Source organism: Rhizobium sp. 01N424 (assembly GCF_056399485.1).
Window position 1 is genome coordinate 64,835 of the sequence record NZ_JBFTRK010000017.1, and the last position, 20,349, is coordinate 85,183.

Annotated in this window: 18 protein-coding genes; 7 read left to right on the forward strand and 11 right to left on the reverse strand. The window is 62.4% G+C overall.

Features of this window, described 5'->3' with window-relative positions:
* Window positions 1–112 precede the first annotated feature (112 nt).
* A complete protein-coding gene (locus tag AC1DNK_RS27785) occupies window positions 113–1,270 on the forward strand; it encodes a hypothetical protein (RefSeq protein ID WP_477944281.1) in 1,158 nt (385 codons plus the stop codon).
* 2 nt (window positions 1,271–1,272) lie between these two features.
* Here AC1DNK_RS27785 and AC1DNK_RS27790 read toward each other — a convergent pair whose 3' ends face one another.
* Together AC1DNK_RS27790 and AC1DNK_RS27795 are read right to left on the reverse strand one after the other, a co-directional pair.
* On the reverse strand, window positions 1,273–2,091 hold the full coding sequence (locus tag AC1DNK_RS27790; RefSeq protein WP_477944282.1) for a TrmH family RNA methyltransferase: 819 nt from the start codon (window positions 2,089–2,091) through the stop codon (window positions 1,273–1,275).
* A gap of 3 nt (window positions 2,092–2,094) precedes the next feature.
* Complete coding sequence (locus tag AC1DNK_RS27795) at window positions 2,095–2,478, reverse strand: hypothetical protein (protein WP_112390393.1); 384 nt, start codon at window positions 2,476–2,478, stop codon at window positions 2,095–2,097.
* 36 nt (window positions 2,479–2,514) lie between these two features.
* Between AC1DNK_RS27795 and AC1DNK_RS27800 the strand changes: the two genes are divergently transcribed.
* The gene (locus AC1DNK_RS27800) at window positions 2,515–3,549 is read left to right on the forward strand and encodes an RluA family pseudouridine synthase (RefSeq protein WP_112516323.1); all 1,035 of its coding nucleotides are present in this window, start codon (window positions 2,515–2,517) and stop codon (window positions 3,547–3,549) included.
* A gap of 163 nt (window positions 3,550–3,712) precedes the next feature.
* Window positions 3,713–4,621, forward strand: coding sequence for an RNA polymerase sigma factor RpoH (rpoH, locus tag AC1DNK_RS27805; protein ID WP_112390391.1), 909 nt, complete (start codon window positions 3,713–3,715; stop codon window positions 4,619–4,621).
* An 88-nt stretch (window positions 4,622–4,709) separates the two neighbouring features.
* Here the strand turns inward: rpoH and AC1DNK_RS27810 are convergent, their stop codons facing one another.
* The 4 genes from AC1DNK_RS27810 to AC1DNK_RS27825 form a co-directional block, all read right to left on the reverse strand.
* A complete protein-coding gene (locus AC1DNK_RS27810; protein ID WP_112390390.1) occupies window positions 4,710–5,219 on the reverse strand; it encodes an SRPBCC family protein in 510 nt (169 codons plus the stop codon).
* Complete coding sequence (locus AC1DNK_RS27815) at window positions 5,203–5,559, reverse strand: ArsR/SmtB family transcription factor (RefSeq protein WP_112390462.1); 357 nt, start codon at window positions 5,557–5,559, stop codon at window positions 5,203–5,205. The genes AC1DNK_RS27810 and AC1DNK_RS27815 overlap by 17 nt, the downstream gene beginning before the upstream one ends.
* Before the next feature lie 228 nt (window positions 5,560–5,787).
* A complete protein-coding gene (locus AC1DNK_RS27820; protein ID WP_477944283.1) occupies window positions 5,788–8,154 on the reverse strand; it encodes a hypothetical protein in 2,367 nt (788 codons plus the stop codon).
* A gap of 59 nt (window positions 8,155–8,213) precedes the next feature.
* The gene (locus AC1DNK_RS27825) at window positions 8,214–9,509 is read right to left on the reverse strand and encodes an adenylosuccinate synthase (protein WP_112390388.1); all 1,296 of its coding nucleotides are present in this window, start codon (window positions 9,507–9,509) and stop codon (window positions 8,214–8,216) included.
* A 195-nt stretch (window positions 9,510–9,704) separates the two neighbouring features.
* Between AC1DNK_RS27825 and AC1DNK_RS27830 the strand changes: the two genes are divergently transcribed.
* Complete coding sequence (locus AC1DNK_RS27830; protein WP_477944284.1) at window positions 9,705–10,622, forward strand: DMT family transporter; 918 nt, start codon at window positions 9,705–9,707, stop codon at window positions 10,620–10,622.
* On the opposite strand, the gene AC1DNK_RS27835 is transcribed toward AC1DNK_RS27830, so the two are convergent.
* Together AC1DNK_RS27835 and AC1DNK_RS27840 are read right to left on the reverse strand one after the other, a co-directional pair.
* Window positions 10,619–11,464: a GNAT family N-acetyltransferase gene (locus AC1DNK_RS27835; protein WP_477944285.1), complete on the reverse strand. Its 846-nt coding sequence runs from the start codon at window positions 11,462–11,464 to the stop codon at window positions 10,619–10,621. The two genes, AC1DNK_RS27830 and AC1DNK_RS27835, sit on opposite strands and share 4 nt — an antisense overlap.
* A 321-nt stretch (window positions 11,465–11,785) precedes the next feature.
* On the reverse strand, window positions 11,786–13,825 hold the full coding sequence (locus AC1DNK_RS27840; RefSeq protein WP_477944302.1) for a response regulator: 2,040 nt from the start codon (window positions 13,823–13,825) through the stop codon (window positions 11,786–11,788).
* 351 nt (window positions 13,826–14,176) lie between these two features.
* Between AC1DNK_RS27840 and AC1DNK_RS27845 the strand changes: the two genes are divergently transcribed.
* A complete protein-coding gene (locus tag AC1DNK_RS27845) occupies window positions 14,177–15,046 on the forward strand; it encodes a DUF6030 family protein (protein WP_477944286.1) in 870 nt (289 codons plus the stop codon).
* Between the two features lie 4 nt (window positions 15,047–15,050).
* On the opposite strand, the gene AC1DNK_RS27850 is transcribed toward AC1DNK_RS27845, so the two are convergent.
* From AC1DNK_RS27850 to ung, 3 genes are all read right to left on the reverse strand, one after another.
* Entirely contained in the window at window positions 15,051–15,659 is a 609-nt protein-coding gene (locus AC1DNK_RS27850; RefSeq protein WP_477944288.1) for an alpha/beta hydrolase, read from the reverse strand.
* 11 nt (window positions 15,660–15,670) lie between these two features.
* A complete protein-coding gene (locus tag AC1DNK_RS27855; protein WP_477944290.1) occupies window positions 15,671–16,603 on the reverse strand; it encodes a VOC family protein in 933 nt (310 codons plus the stop codon).
* Between the two features lie 139 nt (window positions 16,604–16,742).
* Window positions 16,743–17,444 (reverse strand): uracil-DNA glycosylase, encoded by a 702-nt coding sequence (gene ung, locus AC1DNK_RS27860; RefSeq protein WP_477944291.1) that lies wholly within the window; start codon window positions 17,442–17,444, stop codon window positions 16,743–16,745.
* 153 nt (window positions 17,445–17,597) lie between these two features.
* Between ung and AC1DNK_RS27865 the strand changes: the two genes are divergently transcribed.
* Window positions 17,598–19,019: a phosphomannomutase gene (locus tag AC1DNK_RS27865; RefSeq protein ID WP_477944293.1), complete on the forward strand. Its 1,422-nt coding sequence runs from the start codon at window positions 17,598–17,600 to the stop codon at window positions 19,017–19,019.
* 32 nt (window positions 19,020–19,051) lie between these two features.
* On the forward strand, window positions 19,052–20,349 hold a 1,298-nt coding region (locus AC1DNK_RS27870; protein ID WP_477944295.1), incomplete at its 3' end, for a mannose-1-phosphate guanylyltransferase/mannose-6-phosphate isomerase.

Sequence of the window (20,349 nt, forward strand, 5' to 3'; positions counted from 1 at the left end):
ATGGACGGCGGGATTCTTCCCCGCCGTCACCCATCCGCCACTTGCCCCGCGCGCATTGCGTGCGTAATCATTGCTGCGACGCAAATCACTTTCTGGAAGCATTGACAGCGCCGTGATCGAATATGCTCTTCTGTTCGGGCTGGGTTTCCTGACTGCGGCCTTCCTGGTTTTCCTGGTGTCCCCTGCCATCCACCGGCGCGTCGTCTGGTACACGGAAAACCGGATGCGGGCGACGATGCCGCTCAGCCCCCAGGAAGTGAGGGCGCAGAAGGATATGGTCCGCGCCCTCTACGCTGCCGATAATGCGCGCACGACGCAGGATCTTACCCGCGAGCGTGAAAAATCCCTCTCTCTGCAATTGCGGCATGACTCTTTGGCGCTCGACGGCGGCCGGTTGGCCGCCGAGATCAGCACCCTCCAGGGCCAGATCAGCGATCTCAACGTCGAAGCCGCCGAGCTGCGCTCGCATCTGCGCAAGGACGAGAACTATATCAGCCAGCTGAAGACCAGCCTGCATATCGCCGAGCAGTCGAGCGCCCAGAAGGAAGGCGAGCTGGATGCACTGCGCATCCGGCTGAACAAGCTTGCTGAACAGACAGACAATTTGAAGATCGACATGGCGGCACGCGAAACCGAGATCGAAAGCGTCAAATTCCGCGCCAATGCACTGCGCGACGAGCGCGACACGCTGCGCCAGGACGTTAACCTCCTGCAGAAGCGCGCCAAGGATGCCGAGCAGAAGCTGACCCAGCAGGAACACATGGTGATCCGCCTGGAAGACAAGGTGGCGCGCGAGACTGCTGCTGCGGCCGACAAGGACACGCTGCTCACCCGCCGCCAGCAGGAGCTCGCCAAGCTCAAGGAGCAGCTGAAAGGCACCAATTCCGAGCTGCGCAAGGCAGGCCGCGTCATCCGCGAGGCCGGCATATCCGGTTCGCTGCTGAACGCGCTTCCCGATACGGCACCGGCAACGGAGGAAGACGAAGGCATGGATCCGGCAGTCGCCGCAGCGCAGCTCGCCGAGGATGCGCGCGCCCGCAGCAGCGATCTCTCGGATCGCGTCCTGAAAGCCAGGACCGCCACCGGCAAGGACAGTGCGTTGCGTGAGGAAATCGCCTCGATCGCTGCCAAGGTCGTGGCGCTGACCGCGCTCAACGAGGGCGAGACATCGCCGGTTCGCAAGCTCTTACCCGAAAATGGCGGCAGCCTACAGGCCGAGCGGTTGAACCTCGCGGCCCGCACGGCAACCATTCTATCCGAACAGAAATAGGCTCAGAGCCTGCGGACGGCCGACGCCATGGAAAACAGGGCGATGCCCGTTGCCGTCGCGACGTTCAGGCTGTCCAACCCTTCGGACTGCGGGATTCGGGCGCTGCGGAACCGCGAAAGGATCGCCGCCGGCAACCCCTCCCCCTCGGTTCCCGCCACCAGAGCCATGCGCGGCGAAGCCGGGATATCACGGATATCGACCTCGCCACGCGGCGAGAGCGTCCAGATATCGAAGCCGCGATCGGCAAGACCGCCAAGCAGATCGAGTGCGGACCCGCTGCGTTCATAGGGAACGCTGAGCACAGAGCCGACCGAGACGCGCAGCGCCTTGCGGTAGAGCGGATCGCAGGACGTCTCGTCGAGGAAGATCGCGTCGGCCTTGAATGCCGCCGCGTTGCGGAACATAGACCCGGCATTGTCGTGATTGGAGATGCCGCAGCCGGCAATAACCAGCGCCTGTTCCGGTAGCCGGTCGATCAGACTTGTCGCCGGCGCGAGCTTCCTGCCGAGCGCCAGCACGCCGCGATGCAGATGAAAGCCGACGATGCCATCAAGCGTGGCGGCATCGGCGATGTAGACGGGCACGTCGCCGGGGAACCCGGCCAGGATATCGTCCACGCCCGCCGCCCGGTTTGCGAGCAACAGGATCTTCTCGGCCGCAAACGTGCCGCGCCGGTGCGCCTGCGCCAGCATGCGCAGCACCACCGTTCCCTCGGCGATGAAACGGCCCTGGCGCCCCGTCAGGTCACGCTCGCGGATCTCGCGAAACTCCGCGATCCGCGGATCGGCGGGATCATCGATCGTGACCGGAGCAGCCGCCATGGCTCAATTGCCGGCGATGGCGATATCGGCGACGGTATGGCCCGTCCTGGTATCGACGACGATCGCGCGGTGCTTGCCATCGCTACCCTGACCGTAGAACAAGATCTGGCTGCCCGAAAGCGAGGTCGACTGAACCGCAAAGCCAGCCGGCAGCGAAACCGTGCCGCTGACCGGCGAATCTGTCGGAACGCCGTTCGAAGCAACAGCAGGAGCGCCTGCCGGTGCAGGCCGCGTCACCTTGTAGACAACCGCGCCGAAGACCGCCATAAGGCTCACGAACATGATGGCGCCGGAAACGATCTGCAGGCGAACCATCTTGCGCCGGACGCTTTCCATTGCCGGGTCAAGGGGCTTGTCTTCCTGATCGTCTGGTTCGATTTGCGTCATTACGGTGTCCTATGAAAACTTCGGAGAAGAAGCGACTTGAGCGACCCCTTTAAACAAGCATCCGGCATTAGGAAAGTCCTGACGGCAGATGAGAGCGCAACGGGCCGCCTCGACGCATGGCTGACGGCCCAGCTTGGGCCTGAGTTTTCGCGCAGCCGGGTGAAGGTGCTGATCAAGGAAGGCCAGCTTCTCGTCAACGGCGCACTGGCGACCGATCCGCAAAAGAAGGTCCGCCCCGGCGATACCTACGAGATGCTGCTGCCCGAGCCGGAAGATCCGGAGCCCAAGGGCGAGAACATCCCGCTCGACATCCTCTACGAGGACGACGACGTCATCGTCATCTCGAAGCCATCGGGTCTCGTCGTCCATCCGGCCGCCGGCAACTGGACCGGCACGCTGGTCAACGCGCTGATCTATCACTGCGGCGACAGCCTGTCCGGCATTGGCGGCGTCAAGCGCCCGGGCATCGTCCACCGGCTCGACAAGGATACGACCGGCGTGATGATCGTTGCCAAGAACGATATCGCCCACCGCCATCTGTCGGCGCAGTTTGCCGACCACGGCCGGACCATGCCGCTGGAACGCGCCTATCAGGCGATCGTCTGGGGCCGTCCGCGCTCGCTGGCCGGCACCATCGACGCACCGCTCGGCCGCGGCACCAACGACCGCACCCGCCGCGAAGTAAAGCGCCCCGGCAATCAAGAGGCCGACGAGGCGATCACCCATTACGAAGTGCTGGAGCGCTTCCAGGAGACGCCGGATGCCTTGTCGCTGGCTTCGCTGGTCGAGTGCCACCTGGAAACCGGCCGCACCCATCAGATCCGCGTTCACATGGCCCATATCGGCCATCCGCTGCTCGGCGACACGGTCTATGGCGCCGGCTTCAAGACCAAGGCAAACAAGCTTCCAGATGCCGTCCGCAAAGTGGTGAACGGCTTCACGCGGCAGGCGCTCCACGCCTATATGCTGCAGTTCGAGCACCCGCGCACCGGCGAAGTCATGCGCTTCGAAGTGCCGCTGCCGGACGACATGATCGAGCTCGTCGAGGCGCTACGGGCAGCGGCGCCATAACGCCTTCGTGAATGCTCCGGTGGCCTTGAACCCCTGTTCGGCCATACTTATCTGTATATGGACTTAGTGCGGGCTCAGCTTTGGGCCGCACGTCCCGGTTTGCCTTTAACGACGCGGGGACGCGTTCCATCGGGAACCGGAATCTATATAGGAGGGTGCAATCATGGCCCGTAATAACCTGCCATCCATTACGGCCGGCGAAGCCGGTCTTAACCGTTACCTCGACGAAATCCGCAAGTTCCCGATGCTGGAGCCCCAGCAGGAATATATGCTCGCCAAGCGCTATGCCGAACATGGCGACCGCGATGCTGCGCACAAGCTCGTCACCAGCCATCTGCGTCTCGTCGCCAAGATCGCGATGGGCTACCGCGGCTATGGCCTGCCGATCGGCGAAGTCGTCTCCGAAGGTAACGTCGGCCTCATGCAGGCCGTGAAGAAGTTCGACCCGGAACGCGGCTTCCGCCTGGCAACCTATGCCATGTGGTGGATCAAGGCCTCGATCCAGGAATATATCCTGCGTTCGTGGTCGCTCGTGAAAATGGGCACGACCGCCAATCAGAAGCGCCTGTTCTTCAACCTGCGCCGCCTCAAGGGCCGCCTGCAGGCGATCGACGAAGGTGATCTGAAGCCGGAACACGTCTCCGAAATCGCCACCAAGCTGAAGGTGTCGGAAGAGGAAGTCGTCTCCATGAACCGCCGCCTGTCCGGCGACGCATCGCTGAACGCCTCGATCAAGGCGTCCGAAGGCGATAGCGGCCAGTGGCAGGACTGGCTGGTCGATGATCACGACAGCCAGGAAGAAGTGCTGATCGAGCAGGATGAGCTCGACACCCGTCGCCGGATGCTCTCCAAGGCGATGTCGGTACTCAACGAACGCGAACGCCGCATCTTCGAAGCACGCCGCCTCGCCGAGGATCCGGTGACGCTGGAAGACCTGTCGTCGGAATTCGACATCAGCCGCGAACGCGTCCGCCAGATCGAGGTCCGCGCCTTCGAAAAGGTCCAGGACGCCGTCCGCAAGGAAGCGCTCGACATGGCCAAGGCCGTGCGCGTGGTGGAAGCCAGCGCGTAAGCGCCTGCGGTAGAACAACAATTGAAAAAGGCGGGCCAATGGCCCGCCTTTTTTGCAATGTGGAAGCGTTGGGCTTCACGATACCATGTCAGCAATGATCGCCGATGCTGGAAAGAAATTTGCGGAGTTGTTCCAGTTGTTCCGGCAATGCGGCCGCGCCTTCCTGAAGTGCTTGTTCAAGTGCCTCCCTGGACGGATAGACTTCGTGGAAGGTCAACAGGGTTTTCCCGCCCTGATCCTCGAAGGTCACGGTCGTGATCGCGCCCTCTTCGCCCTCGTCATTGGTCCAGACGATACGCTCGTTGGGCACGACCTCGAGATACTTACCGTAGAAGGCCATGGTATCCGAACCGCCAGTGCCGAATTCAAGCCGATATTTGCCGCCGGTGCGGACGTCCATGTCGCACGATACCAGCGAAACGCCGCCCGGCGCCGATTCCGGCACCCACCAGCGCTGAAACAGCTCCGGCTGGCTCCACGCCCTGTAGACCGTGCTCGGCGGCGCATTGAATGTTCGCGTAATGACGAGCTCGCGATCCCCCTTGCGCTGGACTGACGTAGGGTTCTGCGCGCCTGTACTCTCAAACTGCTCCTTCATCGCTTCCTCCCTGTTGTATTTCGTTGATGATTTCATCCAACGCGTCGAAACGGGCCTCGAAGAGCTTGCGGTGCGCCTCTATCCACTCCGCCTCCGCCTTGAGGCCGCGTTTTCCAAGCCTGCAGGTTCTCACCCTTCCAACCTTCTGCGTGACGACAAGCCCGGCCCTCTCAAGAACCTGGACGTGCTTCTTCATGCCGGTCAGCGTCATCTGAAAAGCATCAGCGAGACTGGTAATAGATGCGTCCCCATGGCCGAGCAGATCGATGATCCCACGGCGTGTCGCATCCGAAAGCGCCGCGAACGAGAGATCAAGAGGAGGAGCTATATACTGAACCATATAGTTCAGTGTTGTAATCTGCTTAGACGAGAAGCGCAAGCGTTCCCTGCCATTCCGACTATTCGCTATGTCCCTTTCCAGCGCGCGGATTCGATCGAGTTCGAAAATTCGACACTCGTAATCGTCCCGCCAACCGCGGTTCGTGGATAGAACTGGAGATGTTTCCCGCGCGTGAACGGCAGGCAGCCCCCGCAGGAACCGCCTCGTTTTGTGGCTACCAGCCAGATTTTACTGGCTGGTGCTGACGTCGCCGAGGGCGGTCCAGCTGCTGATCGCGGTGTTGAACGCGGCGCCGCCGGTCGAACCCTTCTGCATGGTGATCAGGGCACGGCGGCCGTTGCGGTAGGTGATCGGGATGTCGATCCAGTCGCGGGTGGCGAGCAGGTCGAGGTTCGACTTGCGGGCGTCCGGATAGTCGTTCAGGGCGATCATGTGGAAATCGTCGGTGATCTTGGCCGGAACGGCGATCAGCGCGTCGCCGCGGTCCTGCTCGGTCCGCTTCATCGAGATGCGCTGAACGCTGTCGATCTTGCCGCCTTCAAAATTCGGCGGTACCGAGAAGACGATTTCGACCAGATGGCTGGCGGGCAGCGACGGGTCGGAATTGCGCTTGAAGGTCACGAGAGCCGAGAGATTGCGCTCGGGAACGGTAACATTGCCCTGCACCGTCGCCTCATCCTTGCCGTTGGCGCCCTTCTCGTGCTGGACGCTCCAGACGACCGAACCCTGGATCGCCGTCGGCGAGCTCTGGCCAATACGCTCCTCATAGAGGAACATCTTTTCCGACGCGCCGACCGGTGTCTGCGCGGCAGCCGGCGCCGGCGCATCCGTTGCAGGTGGCTGCTGTGCATTGGCAGCGCCCGGCTGCGCCGCAGGCGTAGCCTGTGCCTGTACGGCCGGGGCGGCAGAAGCGACGCTCTGCTGCGCGACCGACTTGCCTTCGGCTGTCGGTGTCGTGGCGACCGTGGCGGGACCCGGATCCGTCTCGCTGCCGTCGGCCATCAGGCGCTGGTTGAACTTGTTGCTTACCGACGCGCCGTCATCCACGGCGGCAACCTGCTTGTTGCTCTCAGCCGGGGCTGCGGAGCTGTCGTTTGCCGCAGGAGCGGTGCCCGATGCCGGCGCGGTGGCGGGCGGCGTCGTGGTCGCTGCGGGCTTCGTCGTTTCGGCGGTCTTCGGCGCCGAGCTTATCAGGCCATTGACCATGGCGTTCAGCTCGTCGCGCTTCATCCACGCCGCGTAGCCGCCACCGCCAAGCACGGCGAGAGCAACGAGCGTACCGATGATCCTGCCGAGACCGAAGCGGCGGCGCTTCGGCTCCATGCGGAAATTCTTGTTCTGGAACTTGGCAGCGACGATCTGGTCGATATCGGCAACCGGTGCCGTATCGTCGTCGTCATTGGCAACGCTACCGCGGCGGCCGTAGCCGCGAAGCGATTCGGCTTCCTTCCACTCGCTGCCTGGCACATCGGGTGCCGGCTGCGCGGGCGCCGCCTTGTTGCCATGCACTTCGGAAAACAGATCGGAATCGTCGCCATGCGGTGCCGCTGCGGCCTTCTTGGGCGCATCGATCGGCGGTAGGTCGTCGAAGGCTGCCGCTTCCCATGAGAAGCCTTCGTGCGCCGGAGGCATCTTGGCGGGCTCCGGCACAGAGCTCAGACCCGACAGCGCCTCTTCGAAGGCGCGGGCGCCGGAATCGGCATTGGCCGCAGGCGCAAGGCTGGAGAAGTTGTGCAGTTCCTGATCGGCCCAGACCGTTTCCGCATCCTTCGGCGGCTCGGCGGGCGCCTCGGCAACAGGCTCGTTCCAGACAGGTTCGAAACGCCCGGCAGCATCGCTCTGCAGCGGCTCTTCCTGCGTCTGCTCGACAAATTCCTGTGGCTTCTCGAACGAGGCGAAAGGCTCGACCAGGCGGTTGGCCGGATTATATTCGCTGGCGCGAAGCGGCTCGACGGCTTCTACCGGTTCCGGTTCGGCGTGATGTTCTTCGAAGACTGCGGTTTCGGCGGCAACGTGGTGTTCCGGCTCGACCGGCTCTTCATGCTGCGGGGCGTGCCAGGTTTCAGCAGGCGCGTCCTCGGCAGGCTGCTGCCACGGCGCCGGCTCTTCTGCGTGCACTTCGGGTTCGGCGGCCGGTGCCGCTTCCTCATGATATATGGGCTGCGGCTCTTCGTAGGCAGGCTCGGCGGCGGCAGGCTCTTGGTCGGCGACAGGCTCCTCGTAGGCGGGATGCTCTTCCGGAGCGGCTTCTTCAACCGGCTCGGCCGCAGCGTGCACTGGCTCTTCGACCGGCGCTTCCGCTGCCGGCTCTTCGTAGACGGGCTCGGGGATGGCCTCGGCAGCGGCTACAGGCTCAAGCGCTACGGCGTTGTCGTCCGGCAGCGCCTCGGCATGCTCGGCCTCGACTTCACGAATGGCGGCATCCAGCTTTTCAAGCTGCCGTTGCAACATCGCTTCCGGCGGACGCGGCTTCATGTTTTCGAGCTGCCGCTGCACTGCGCCGCGGGCCCGCTCGTAAACCTTCACCCGCATCTCGGGCGTATTTTCGGTCAGACCGTCAACGGCCCGCCGGATGACTGCAATAAAATCCGCCATTCGTACTTTCTCAAAAGGCCCGGCTTAACGCACGGGCCAAATCGCAATGACCCGCGACATTAATCCTCAAAGGGATCGGTCACAAGTATGGTGTCATCTCGCTCAGGGCTTGTGGACAACAAGGCGACCGGTGCGCCGATCAGCTCCTCGACCTGGCGTACATACTTGATCGCCTGCGCCGGAAGATCGGCCCAGCTGCGGGCGCCGACAGTCGATTCCTTCCAGCCCTCGAGCGTGATGTAGACGGGCTCGACGCGAGCCTGAGCTGCCTGACTTGCCGGCAGGTAATCGATCTCCTTGCCGTCGAGCTTGTAGGCGACGCAGATCTTCAGCTCGTCCAGGCCATCGAGGACGTCGAGCTTGGTCAGCGCGATACCGGTTATACCGGAGGTCTTCACCGTCTGACGGACGAGAACCGAATCGAACCAGCCGCAGCGGCGCGGACGGCCGGTGTTGACGCCGACTTCGCGGCCGACGGTCGACAGGTGCTTGCCGATCTCGTCGTTCAGCTCGCACGGGAACGGACCTTCGCCGACGCGGGTCGTGTAGGCCTTGGTAATGCCGAGGACATAGCCGATCGCCGTCGGGCCGAGGCCGGAGCCTGCAGCAGCCTGACCGGCAACGGTGTTCGACGAGGTAACGAACGGATAGGTGCCGTGGTCGTTGTCGAGCAGCGCGCCCTGGGCGCCTTCGAACAGGATGCGGGCGCCAGCCTTGCGCTGGTCGTCGAGGATGCGCCAGACCTGATCGACATAGGGCAGAACCTGAGCGGCAACGTCGTTCAGTTCCTTCTCCAGCGATTCCACCGAAATTTCCGGCAGGCCGAGGCCACGGCGCAGGGCGTTGTGATGGGTCAGCAGGCGGTCGATCTTGGCCGGCAGCGTTTCCGGATCGGCAAGATCGATGGCGCGGATGGCGCGTCGGCCGACCTTGTCCTCATAGGCCGGGCCGATGCCGCGGCGGGTGGTGCCGATCTTGGTGCCGCTGTTGGAAGCAGCATCTTCACGGAAACCGTCGAGGTCGCGGTGCAGCGACAGGATCAGCGGCGCGTTGTCGGCGATGCGCAGCACTTCAGGAGTGACATTGACGCCTTGGGCGCGCAGCTTCTCGACTTCGGCGACGAAATGATGCGGATCGACGACGACACCGTTGCCGATGACGCTGAGCTTGCCGCGAACGAGGCCGGACGGCAGCAGCGCCAGCTTGTAGCTGACGCCGTCGATGACCAGCGTATGACCTGCATTATGGCCGCCCTGATAGCGAACGATGACGTCCGCACGTTCCGAAAGCCAATCGACAATCTTGCCCTTGCCTTCGTCACCCCATTGGGAACCGACCACGACTACGTTCGTCATCCAACTCTTCCTGTTACCGGCGGATTATCCGCGCCCTGCTCAAACCCGCGCATCTATAAAGGTTTGTTTTTTGGAAAGCGACCCTGTTATCGCGGTGAAATGGGCTTTTTGCGTGACAGAACAGCCCGCCGCGGGCTATTGCCGGAACCACGCCCGCCTCCTGTCCGGCCAATCACCGATACGGAAAGAATCATCGTGCAGATCACGGCCTATATTTGCCTCGTCATCGCAACGCTGTGCTGGGGCGGCAATGCGGTGGCCGGCAAGCTGGCGCTTGGCCATATCAGCCCGATGATGCTGACCCTGCTGCGCTGGACGCTCGCAACGGCATTGATCGCCGCGATCTCCCTGCCCTATCTCAAGCGCGACTGGCCGCTGGTGCGCAAGAACCTGCCGCTGCTCTTCTTCTACGGCATCATCGGCTACACGACCTTCAACGCCATGCTCTATTCCGCCGTCCAGTATACGACGGCGATCAACGTGGCGATCGAGCAGGCCGGCATTCCGATGCTGATCTTCCTGCTGAACTTCGTCTTCTTCCGCACCAGCGTCTCACTGGCGCAATTCGCCGGCTTCGGCATGACGCTGGTGGGCGTCGCACTGACGGCGGCCCACGGCGATTTCGCCACGCTGCTGCAGCTCAGCCTCAACCGCGGCGACGCGCTGATGCTGATCGCCGTCGTCGCCTATTCCGTCTACACGATCTTTTTGCGCTGGAAACCGCCCGTCGACTGGCGCACGCTGATGGCGATCCCGGCACTGGCCGCCGCGCTCAGCTCCATTCCGCTGCTGATCTGGGAAGGTTTTAAGGGCAATATCCAGGTCCCTGATGCCAACGGCTGGGTGATCGCCTTCTACACGGCGATCTTCGCCTCGCTGCTGGCGCAGATCGTCTACATCAAGGGTGTCGAAACGATCGGCGCCAACCGCGCCGGGCTGTTCATCAATCTGGTGCCAGTCTTCGGCACGCTGCTGTCGGTTCTGCTTCTCGGAGAGGAGCTGCAGGTCTTCCACATGATTGCGCTGGCGCTGACGCTCGGCGGGATCGCGATCGCCGAGAAGGGACGCCCAAAGGCATCCGCTCCCACGACGCCAGCCTCGCCGGTCGATTAACCGAGCTCGAGCGTCGTCACGCCGTAGACGTTCTTCAGCGGGATCACCGGCGCCTGGCCGCGATACATGCGCATCGTCTCCAATACCGGCTCAAGCCCGATCGCCTCGGCGAGCGCGATAGCTTCCGCGTTATCGGCCGGCACGTCGATGAAGATCCGGGCGCCGTTCGCCTCGGTGACGAGCTGCGCAACGAGCGCCGCCGCCGTATCGGCATCGGCGGCAAATAACGGACCGATCTTATAGCCTTCGTAACAGCGGCGGATCGTGCCATAGCCGCGGATCTTGCCGCTCTTGCGCACGACGGCACTCTTGCGGCCCTTGCGGCTGGTGCACCAGGCGCTGATGAACTCGGGACGCGATGCGGGGAAGATCGAGGAGTCGTAGCGGGCGATGCCATCGGTCTTGTCGGAAACCGCTTGTGCGAGCTGCGGCGATTGCGGTGCAGGCTTGGCTATGCCGCCGAAGCGGATCGTCTTGTAGGCAGGCTCGAAACCCGCCTTGCGGTAGCTCGGCTGCTGCGCCTCGACGCCATCGAGGCCGATGGTGCGGCCTTCGGCCGACGCCGTACCGGCATTCCAGATCGCCTTGCCATAGCCTTTGCCACGGAAATCCGGGTGAACGATATAGAGGCCGAGAAAAGCGAAACTGTCGCCGTATTTGACGACCGAGATCGAGCCGACAGGCACTTCGCCTATGGCGCCGACGAAAAAGCCGGACGGATCGGCGTCATGAAATGCAAGGGAATCGTCGAGGCCGGGATTCCAGCCTTCCTGCCGGGCCCACTCGAGTACAAGCTCCAACTCGCCCGGCCGCATGGGACGAACCGTAAACTCCGAATTCATGCAACTTCCCTAACCAACTCTGCCGCAAGCCCGCAAAGCGCATATGAAGAAAAGCTAAAGAATAGCTTTCCAAGCATCCCCGCCCATACGAAGAAACATGTTCATGACTGAAACGATCAAACATCGATCGCCTTAAGGCCCGGCGCGAGAAACTTCGTGCCGCAATGATCATGAAACAACAAAGCTACAATCTCAAGAAAATTACTTAACAAATCGCCAGCATCGCGAAGCCGTGAAAGAAGATTCCGGCGGCTCCACGCGTGCTATTCTCGCTGTTCCGGCAGTGCTGAAAGAATGCGGGCGGCAGTCTTCGGCCATCCGTTACTTGATCAGCAGATCTTTCACCCGGCGGGCGAAAGCATCGCCGAGAAACGGCTTGGTCATCACATGCATGCCGTGATCGAGATGGCCGTGGTTCAGAACCGCATTCTCGGCATATCCGGTAACGAACAGGACACGGAGATCGGGCCGTGTCGCCCTGATCGCATCGGCCAGCTGCCGCCCGTTCATCCCGCCGGGCAGTCCGACATCGGTCACCAGGAGATCGATCGGCTGGCCGGAATTCATGATCCGCATCGCGCTCATGCCGTCATCGGCCTCCAGCACGTGATAACCGAGCTCCTCCAGGATCTCGACCGCCACCATGCGTACCAGCGGCTCGTCATCGACGACGAGGATCGTCTCGTGGCCCGAAGCGCGCGGCGTCACCGTCGGGCTCGACATGTCGTCAGCCGTTTCCGCATCGCCGAGATGGCGCGGCAGATAGATGCAGATCATCGTGCCCTTGCCGAGCTCCGAATAGATACGCGCCGTCCCGCCGGACTGGCCGGCAAAGCCATGCACCATCGACAGACCGAGACCGGTGCCCTGCCCTGTTGGCTTGGTGGTGAAGAACGGATCGAACGCCCGCTCCACGACATCCGGCGTCATGCCGGTGCCGGTATCACTGACGCAGAGAGACACATACTGCCCGGACGACAGCCCTCGCTGCCGCGAAGCCCGCTCATCGAACCATCGGTTGCCGGTCTCGATCGTCAGCTTTCCGCCATCGGGCATCGCATCCCGGGCGTTGAGGCAGAGGTTCAGCAGGGCGTTTTCGAGCTGCCCTATATCGACGAACGTGGTCCACAGACCACCCGCCAGCGCCGTCTCCACCTCGATGGTCGGCCCGACGCTGCGGGTGACCAGGTCCTGCATGCCCGACACCAGACGATTGAGCGTTGCCGGTTTCGGATCGAGCGTCTGCCGGCGCGAGAAGGCGAGTAGCCGCTGAGTCAATCCCGCCGCGCGCTTGACCGCGCCCTGTGCGCCGGTGACGTAGCGGTCGAGTTCGCTGATGCGGCCCTGCGCCAAGCGCGTCTGCATCAGCTCCATGGAACCGGAGATACCGGCCAGCAGATTGTTGAAGTCATGTGCCAGGCCGCCGGTCAGCTGGCCGACCGCTTCCATTTTCTGCGAATGGCGCAGCTGCTCTTCGGCATGCATTAGTTCCGCCGTCCGCTCGGCGACACGCTGTTCCAGCGTATCGTTGAGCGAGCGCAGCGCCGAGGTCGCGCGGTCGCGCTCAGCCTCGACGGCACGGCGCGTTTCGATGTCGAGAAGCACGCCCGGAAAACTGAGCGGCGTGCCATCGGCTGCAAGCTCGACCCGTCCATTGGCTTCCAGCCAGTAATATTGCCCGTCGGCGCGGCGCGTCCGGTATTGATGCGCATAGGGACCGCCGCGTCTCAGGGCTTCGCCCATGGCCTGCGAAAGCGAGGCCTTGTCGTCGGGATGAACGGTTTCGATCACCTGATCGAGGCTGAGTCCGATCCGGCCGAGCGCCGGATCGAGACCGAATGCCCGCGCAAAGGCCTCATCCACCGTGAACCGGTTTGACGGCACGTCCCAGAACCACGTGCCGATGATGGCGCCGGCCGCCAGCGCCAGCTGAACGCGCTGCACATTCTCACGCGCGGTCGCCTCGCTGTCACGCAATGCATTTTCCGCCTGCCTGCGCGCGGTGATATCGCGAAACAGCACCGAGACCTGCCGCAGGCTTGCCGGCTCGACGCGCGAGGCCGAGACTTCGATATAGCGGTCGACGGCAACGAAATGCTGCTCGAAGCGGATCGCCCGGCCACTTTCCAGCACGCCGCCATAAAGCGTCAGCCACTGGTCCGGCGCGTTCGGTTCGATTTCGCGCAGCGTCTTGCCGATGATGTCGGAGATCCCGGTATGCCGCCCATAGCCGGAATTGGCCTCGATATGCACATAGTCGCTCAAGGGGCCATGCGGACCGTCGACGAATTCGATGATGCAGAAGCCGTCGTCGATCGCCTCGAACAGCGCCCGGTAGCGCGCCTCGCTGCGCATCTGCATCTCGTCGGCCGATTGCGGCACGTCACCGCGTCCCGGCTCGGCGCCGCTGCGATTGCCTGCTCCGAGGGGTCTGTCTGGTTGCTGCGATCTCAGACGTCGTACTTCTTCTTCGAGCTGCTCCCGGGAGAGCGATGTTACGTCTGAACTCAAGGCAGCAACCTTTTCTGGATGATATCCGCTTGTACGGAGAGGTACAGATCTAGATCACCATCGGCCAACCGCAATGGTCAGAATGCCGTGCTGCGGGCATTTACTGCACATCGGCAGAATTTGCGGTATTTTATTGAGTATTCCGCTTTATCTTTACTGAGACGTGGCGGGCGGGAAGCGCTGGGGAAACGCCACACCAGAGTGATCGATTTGGCAACCGAGACCTCAAATCAGGACATGAAGAGCCCGCCGCTGCGCCGGAGGCGCGGCCTGGTGCTATGGTCTATGCTGGCCGTCTCGCTCTCGCTGATCGGCGGCACCGTTCTGCTGTCGAACGACATGCGGCATCTGCGCGATCTTGCCGGGCGGCTGGGCTACCCGTTCACGCCACAAAAGACCGTAGCAGTCCTCCCGAAGAGCTCGCCTCCGCCACCCAGGCCAAGGCCGGCACCCAATCCTGTCCTCGTCAGCATCGAGCGTGATCCGCGGCTGATGGAGCCGCCGCTTGCCGAACTCGCGGCCGCCTTCTTCAGGACATGGTGGACGACCGGCCCGGCGATCTGCGACGCCCTGCGCAAGGCCGGCATCGGCACGACGCCGTGGCGAGCTGCGGGCATGAGCAGCACCACATTCGAATGCACCTTCCAGCAGGTCTACAAGCAAGATGCCGAACGCCCGCTGAGCTCGGTCTTCGTGATCATTCGCGGCGACCGCGACGGAGCGATCTTCAACATGCGCGCCAAGCTCGTCGGTCCGGAGACCGACAGCGCCGGAAAGCTCGATCCGGCGGCGATGCGAATTTTCGAGACCATGCTCGCCCAGCCGCACTGGCAGGACTTCTCCGCCACGCTCGCAGCGATCCGCGAATTGAAAGACGTGAAGGAAGAAAGCTTCGGGACCAGCGTCAGCTTCACCCGCGAGACCACCAGCGACAATAGCTTCAACTTCATCATCGCCATGAAGGCGACGCCCGGACCGCAGATCCGCACCAGAGCCTATTTCTCCGGCGAACGCTGGCTTGAGTTGCCCGAGCAGCCGCCTTCGGAAAAGCGGCCGCCCTATTTTCGCTAGAGCCTTAGAAGTAGGGCTCGAAGAACGTCCTGATGGCATCGATCTCGTTCGGACGGATGTCATGCCCGCCGGTGTGCCATTCGGTCGTGACCTTTGCCTTTTCCTGTTCGAAATAGGCAGCAAGCGCCTCGGTCAGCGGCACCGGGCAGATCGGATCGCGCTGGCCGGCGGTGATCAGCACCCTGCGCCCGGCAAGTTCCGGATTGGACTTCGGCTGAAACGGGATCAGCGGATGCAGCAGTGCGCTAGCATCGAAGATGCCTTTCTCGATCAGCACATTGGCGAGAATGTTCGCACCATTGGAAAAGCCCAGTCCGAGAATGTGTGACGCGCCGTGACCGGCCGCGAAATCCCTGACATAGGCGGCCATCTTTTCGGTCGCCCGGGCGAGGTCGTCCATATCGTAGACGCCCTCGCCGGTGCGCTTGAAGAAGCGCGCCGCACCATGTTCGGAAACATCGCCCCGCGGCGAAACGATTGTTGCTTCCGGCAGCAGACGCCGGCCGAACTCGAAGAACTGCGTCTCGTCGCCCCCCGTGCCGTGCAGAACGAAGAGAATAGGCTTGCCGGCTGCACCGGCATGCAGCCGGTGCACATATGAATTATCAGCCATGGCTGTTCTCCTTAGGCTTCGAGCGGCGGCAGATGTTGCTCGATCAACTGGCGCATATGCGCATGCTGCTGCGGCAGCTTCAGCGCCTCGCCCAGATGAGCCGTATCTTCGTCACGGTCGAAGCCCGGTTCATTGGTGGCGATCTCGAACAGCACGCCACCCGGCGTGCGGAAATAGATCGCCCAGAAGTAATCGCGGTCGATGACCGGCGTGACCTGGTAACCGGTATCCATCAGCGCTTTGCGGACTTCGAGCTGCTTCTCGCGGTTTTCGACGGCGAAGGCGACGTGGTGGACGGAACCGGCACCCGGCAGCGCACGATTGATGCTGGGCATCGTTTCGAGATCGATCAGATGCGCACCATTGCCGCCGGGCAGGATAAGACGCTTGACGCCGTCCTTCTCGTCCTGGACCTGATAGCCCATGAACTTCAGAAGTTCGGACGTCGCGCCGTCATCGCGCAGCCGCATGGCAACCGAGTGGAAACCGCGGATCGCATGATCCTCGGAGATACCGCCGTTCGTCCACGGCTTGCGCGCATCGTTCTTGACTTCGACGAGCGCGAATCCGTCACCGTCGGGACCGGCAAAGTTCAGGCGCTTCTCGCCAAAGCTTTCCTCGGTCTTCAGGCCGCCGGCGTCGAGCTTCGACAGCCGGTCGCTCCAGAAGCCGATCGAGCCTTCGGGAACCGAGTAGACGGTGGTGCCGACTTCGCCGGTGCCCGGACGGCCCTGCGCCATCTTCGGGAACGGGAAGTAGGTCATGATCGTACCCGGCGCACCGGTCTCGTCACCATAATAGAGGTGATAGACGTCGGGAGCGTCGAAGTTCACGGTCTTCTTGACCCGGCGCAGGCCGAGCGCGTGGGTGAAGAACTGATTGTTGGTCCGGGCATCCTCAGCCATCGATGTGACGTGGTGCAGCCCCTTGATCTGGTTCAACATGTAAAACCCCTTTCTTGCCCGCATCGGCGGGCTTTCGATGGGTGATAGATGATCCCTCGGCGCCTTTTGGAATAGCCCCGCAAGCTGACACGCATTGTCTCTTTTTATTGAACGATGAAAGAATGTCGTTCAGAAAGCGCTAGCTATCCTGCGGATTGACGGGCAACTGCCAGTCGATCGCTGCACGGTCATGAGACTGCAGATAGGCATTCGCCTTGGAAAACGGCTTGCTGCCGAAGAAGCCATTATGCGCCGAGAGCGGCGAAGGATGCGGCGCCTTCAGCACCAGATGGCGCGCGCTATCGACGAACGCCGCCTTGCGCTGCGCATAGGATCCCCAGAGGATGAAGACCACGTGCTCGCATTCCTCGTTGACCTTGCGGATCACGGCATCGGTGAATTTCTCCCAGCCCTGTCCCTGATGCGAGGCAGCCTGCGCCTCCTCGACGGTCAGTACACTGTTTAAGAGCAGCACGCCCTGCTTCGCCCAATGCTCCAGAAAGCCATGCCGGGCGCGCTCGATGCCGAGATCGGTCTCCATCTCCTTGTAGATGTTGACCAGCGACGGCGGGATGCGCACGCCGGGACGCACGCTGAAGCACAGCCCGTGCGCCTGACCGAGGCCGTGATACGGATCCTGGCCGAGGATGACGACCTTCACATCGGATAGCGGCGTCAGATCGAGGGCGCGAAAATACTCCGATCCCTTGGGAAAAATATGCTTTCCCGCCTGCTTCTGCGCCTGCAGAAACGCCTTCAGCTGCTGCATGTACGGGCTTGAAAACTCCGGGGCCAGCGCGGCCTTCCAGCTGTCTTCCAATGCGATTGTCTGTTCGGTCATTTGCGCTCCCGTTCTCTGAGAACGAGCACCTGATGTGGCTCGAAAAGGGAATTGCGAAGTAATTTAGTGATCGCTGCGGATCAAAATTTACGAAGTGACAGTAGTGTGTTGATAATGGCCGACGGATTCAAGCGCTGGCAGGGCTTATTCAGAATGAAATTTGGGACTAGTGGACTGCGCGGGCTCTCCGCCGATCTGAAAGGCAGGGCTTCCGCGCTCTATGCCGCAGCATTCGGCCAGTATCTCCTGGAAAGTGGACAGGCAAAGCGGGGTGACCTCATCCTGCTCGGCCGCGACTTTCGCGATTCCAGCCCGGAAATTGCTGACAACTGCACCGCGTCGCTGATCTCGCTTGGCTTTGCGGTCGCCGATTGCGGCGCCGTCCCCACTCCGGCGCTGGCGCTCTACGGCCTCAAACTTGGCGCCGCCAGCCTGATGATCACGGGCTCGCATATCCCCGCCGATCGCAACGGCATCAAGTTCTACAGGCCAGATGGCGAAATCGACAAGGCCGACGAGACGGCGATCTCCGCTGCCGCAGCCAAGCTCGACGCCACGTTTGTGATGCCCGCGAAAACAGGCACGGCATCGGATCATGCCGCCGTCTGCGCCGAAGGCTTCTTCAAGCGCAACGCCGCCATCCTTCCTGCAAAGGCGCTTTCCGGCCTGCGCATCGGCGTCTACCAGCACAGCACCGTCGCGCGCGACATGCTGGTCGATCTGCTGGCGCTCACTGGTGCTGAAACGATAGCGCTCGGCCATTCGCAAACTTTCATTCCCGTCGATACCGAAGCCGTCTCGCCTGAGACGATCGAGCTGTTGAAGGGCTGGGCTGCCGAACACCAGCTGGATGCAATCGTCTCCGCCGATGGCGATGGCGACCGGCCGTTGGTGACCGACGAAACCGGTACGCCGCTGCGCGGTGATCTCCTCGGCCTGATCGCCGCGAAGTTCCTGAAAGCCGCCGTGGTCGTCACTCCGGTGACCTCGAATTCCGGCATCGAGACGGCAGGCGATTTTGCCGTCACCCGTACCAAGGTTGGCTCGCCCTTCGTCATCTCTGGCATGCAGGAGGCGGTTTCGGCGGGCAAGGCGCGCGTCATCGGCTTCGAAGCCAATGGCGGCACGCTGACGGCGTCGGAATTTGCGATCAACGGAACGGTGCTGGCGCCGCTGCCGACACGCGATTGCTTCCTGCCGATGCTGGCCGCGCTTTCGCTTTCGGCAACGGACGGCAAACCGCTGTCCAAGATTGCCTCGTCCTTTGCCCTTCCCGTCGCTGCTGCCGACAGGCTGGAGAATTTTCCGGTCGAGACCAGCGCCAGGCTGATGGCTTATCTTCGCCAATCGCCTGACAACCTCGCCGAATTCCTGACGCCGATCGGCGAACCGGCGAAGGTGAGCGATATCGATGGCCTGCGGGTAACGCTTAAGGATGAAGCCGTCATCCACTTTCGGCCTTCCGGTAACGCACCGGAAATGCGCTGTTATGTAGAAGCGAAAGATGAAGCTGCGGCAGCTGCGCTGCTGGATGCCGGTCTGAACCGCATCCGGCAATGGGCGAACGCCAACTGAACCAAGACTTACGACCGCGAGGAAATATAGAAATGACGCAGAAGATCGTTCCCGTGATCATGGCCGGCGGTAAGGGCACCCGCCTCTGGCCGCTGTCGCGCGCATCGGCGCCGAAGCAGTTCATCCAGTTTATCGGCGACCGGACGCTGTTCCAGGAAACGCTCGCTCGCGTCTCCGATCCCGCTCTCTATGAAGCTCCTGTTGTCCTCACCAATGAGGAGTTCCGCTTCCTCGTTGCCGAGCAGGCCCGCGAGCTCGGCCACGAACTGAAGGCGATCCTGCTCGAGCCGTCGGCCCGCAACACCGCACCCGCCGTTGCCGCCGCCGCCGTGCTGATCGCCGATCTCTTCGGCAAGGACACGCTGATGCATGTCCTCGGCTCCGACTACGAGATCGTTGCCGACCAGAGCTATTTCGACAGCGTGCGCGCCGCTGAAGCGACCGCCGCCAAGGGCAAGCTCGTCACCTTCGGCATCGAACCGTCCGAGGCCGCAACCGGCTACGGCTATATCGAAGGCGGCGAGACGCTTCCGACCGGCGCACTGACCGTCAAGCGCTTCATCGAAAAGCCGCCGCTTGCCAAGGCCGAGGAGATGCTGGCCGCGGGCGGCTTCTACTGGAACTCCGGCATGTTCATGTTCCAGGTGTCCGCGCTTCTGGCAGAAATGCGGGAACACGCGCCGGAGGCATCGCAGGCTGCCGAAGAAGCGGTTTCCAAATCCGTCCGCGACCTCGACTTCATTCGTCTGGATGCCAAGTCCTTCGCCAAGGCGCCGAATATCTCCATCGACTACGCGATCATGGAAAAAACGGCCAATGCCACCGTCGTCCCTTCGCCCTTCAAGTGGTCGGATCTCGGCAGCTGGGACAGCGTGTGGAAGTCAGGCAATCGTGACGAGCATGGCAATGTCGCCACCGCCAACACGACGCTGATGAACAGCCGGAACTCACTGGTCATGAGTCACGGCGTCCACCTCGCCGTCCAGGGCATGGACGACATCGCTGTCATCGCCAGCGAAGACGCCGTCTATGTCGGCCGTCTGCAGGACAGCCAGAGCGTCGGCGATATCGTCAAGACGCTGGCCGCACGGCCGAAGACGGTGAAGCTCACCGAAACGCACCCGACTTCCTACCGTCCGTGGGGTGGTTACACCTCGATCTTCAATGGCGACCGCTTCCAAGTGAAGCGCATCTTCGTCACGCCGGGCAAAAAACTCTCGCTGCAGAAGCACCATCACCGCTCCGAGCACTGGATCGTCGTCAAGGGCACTGCCGAAGTGACGATCGGCGAGAATGTGCAGATGCTGCGTGAAAACGAGTCGGTCTATAT

Coding starts and splice junctions, on each gene's coding strand:
- AC1DNK_RS27790 (WP_477944282.1), bottom strand. CDS start 2,091: ATGGCGGCTGCTCCGGTCACGATCGATGATCCCGCCGATCCGCGGATC.
- AC1DNK_RS27795 (WP_112390393.1), bottom strand. CDS start 2,478: ATGACGCAAATCGAACCAGACGATCAGGAAGACAAGCCCCTTGACCCG.
- rpoH (WP_112390391.1), top strand. CDS start 3,713: ATGGCCCGTAATAACCTGCCATCCATTACGGCCGGCGAAGCCGGTCTT.
- AC1DNK_RS27810 (WP_112390390.1), bottom strand. CDS start 5,219: ATGAAGGAGCAGTTTGAGAGTACAGGCGCGCAGAACCCTACGTCAGTC.
- AC1DNK_RS27815 (WP_112390462.1), bottom strand. CDS start 5,559: ATGGTTCAGTATATAGCTCCTCCTCTTGATCTCTCGTTCGCGGCGCTT.
- AC1DNK_RS27820 (WP_477944283.1), bottom strand. CDS start 8,154: ATGGCGGATTTTATTGCAGTCATCCGGCGGGCCGTTGACGGTCTGACC.
- AC1DNK_RS27825 (WP_112390388.1), bottom strand. CDS start 9,509: ATGACGAACGTAGTCGTGGTCGGTTCCCAATGGGGTGACGAAGGCAAG.
- AC1DNK_RS27835 (WP_477944285.1), bottom strand. CDS start 11,464: ATGAATTCGGAGTTTACGGTTCGTCCCATGCGGCCGGGCGAGTTGGAG.
- AC1DNK_RS27840 (WP_477944302.1), bottom strand. CDS start 13,825: ATGCAGATGCGCAGCGAGGCGCGCTACCGGGCGCTGTTCGAGGCGATC.
- AC1DNK_RS27850 (WP_477944288.1), bottom strand. CDS start 15,659: ATGGCTGATAATTCATATGTGCACCGGCTGCATGCCGGTGCAGCCGGC.
- AC1DNK_RS27855 (WP_477944290.1), bottom strand. CDS start 16,603: ATGTTGAACCAGATCAAGGGGCTGCACCACGTCACATCGATGGCTGAG.
- ung (WP_477944291.1), bottom strand. CDS start 17,444: ATGACCGAACAGACAATCGCATTGGAAGACAGCTGGAAGGCCGCGCTG.
- AC1DNK_RS27865 (WP_477944293.1), top strand. CDS start 17,598: ATGAAATTTGGGACTAGTGGACTGCGCGGGCTCTCCGCCGATCTGAAA.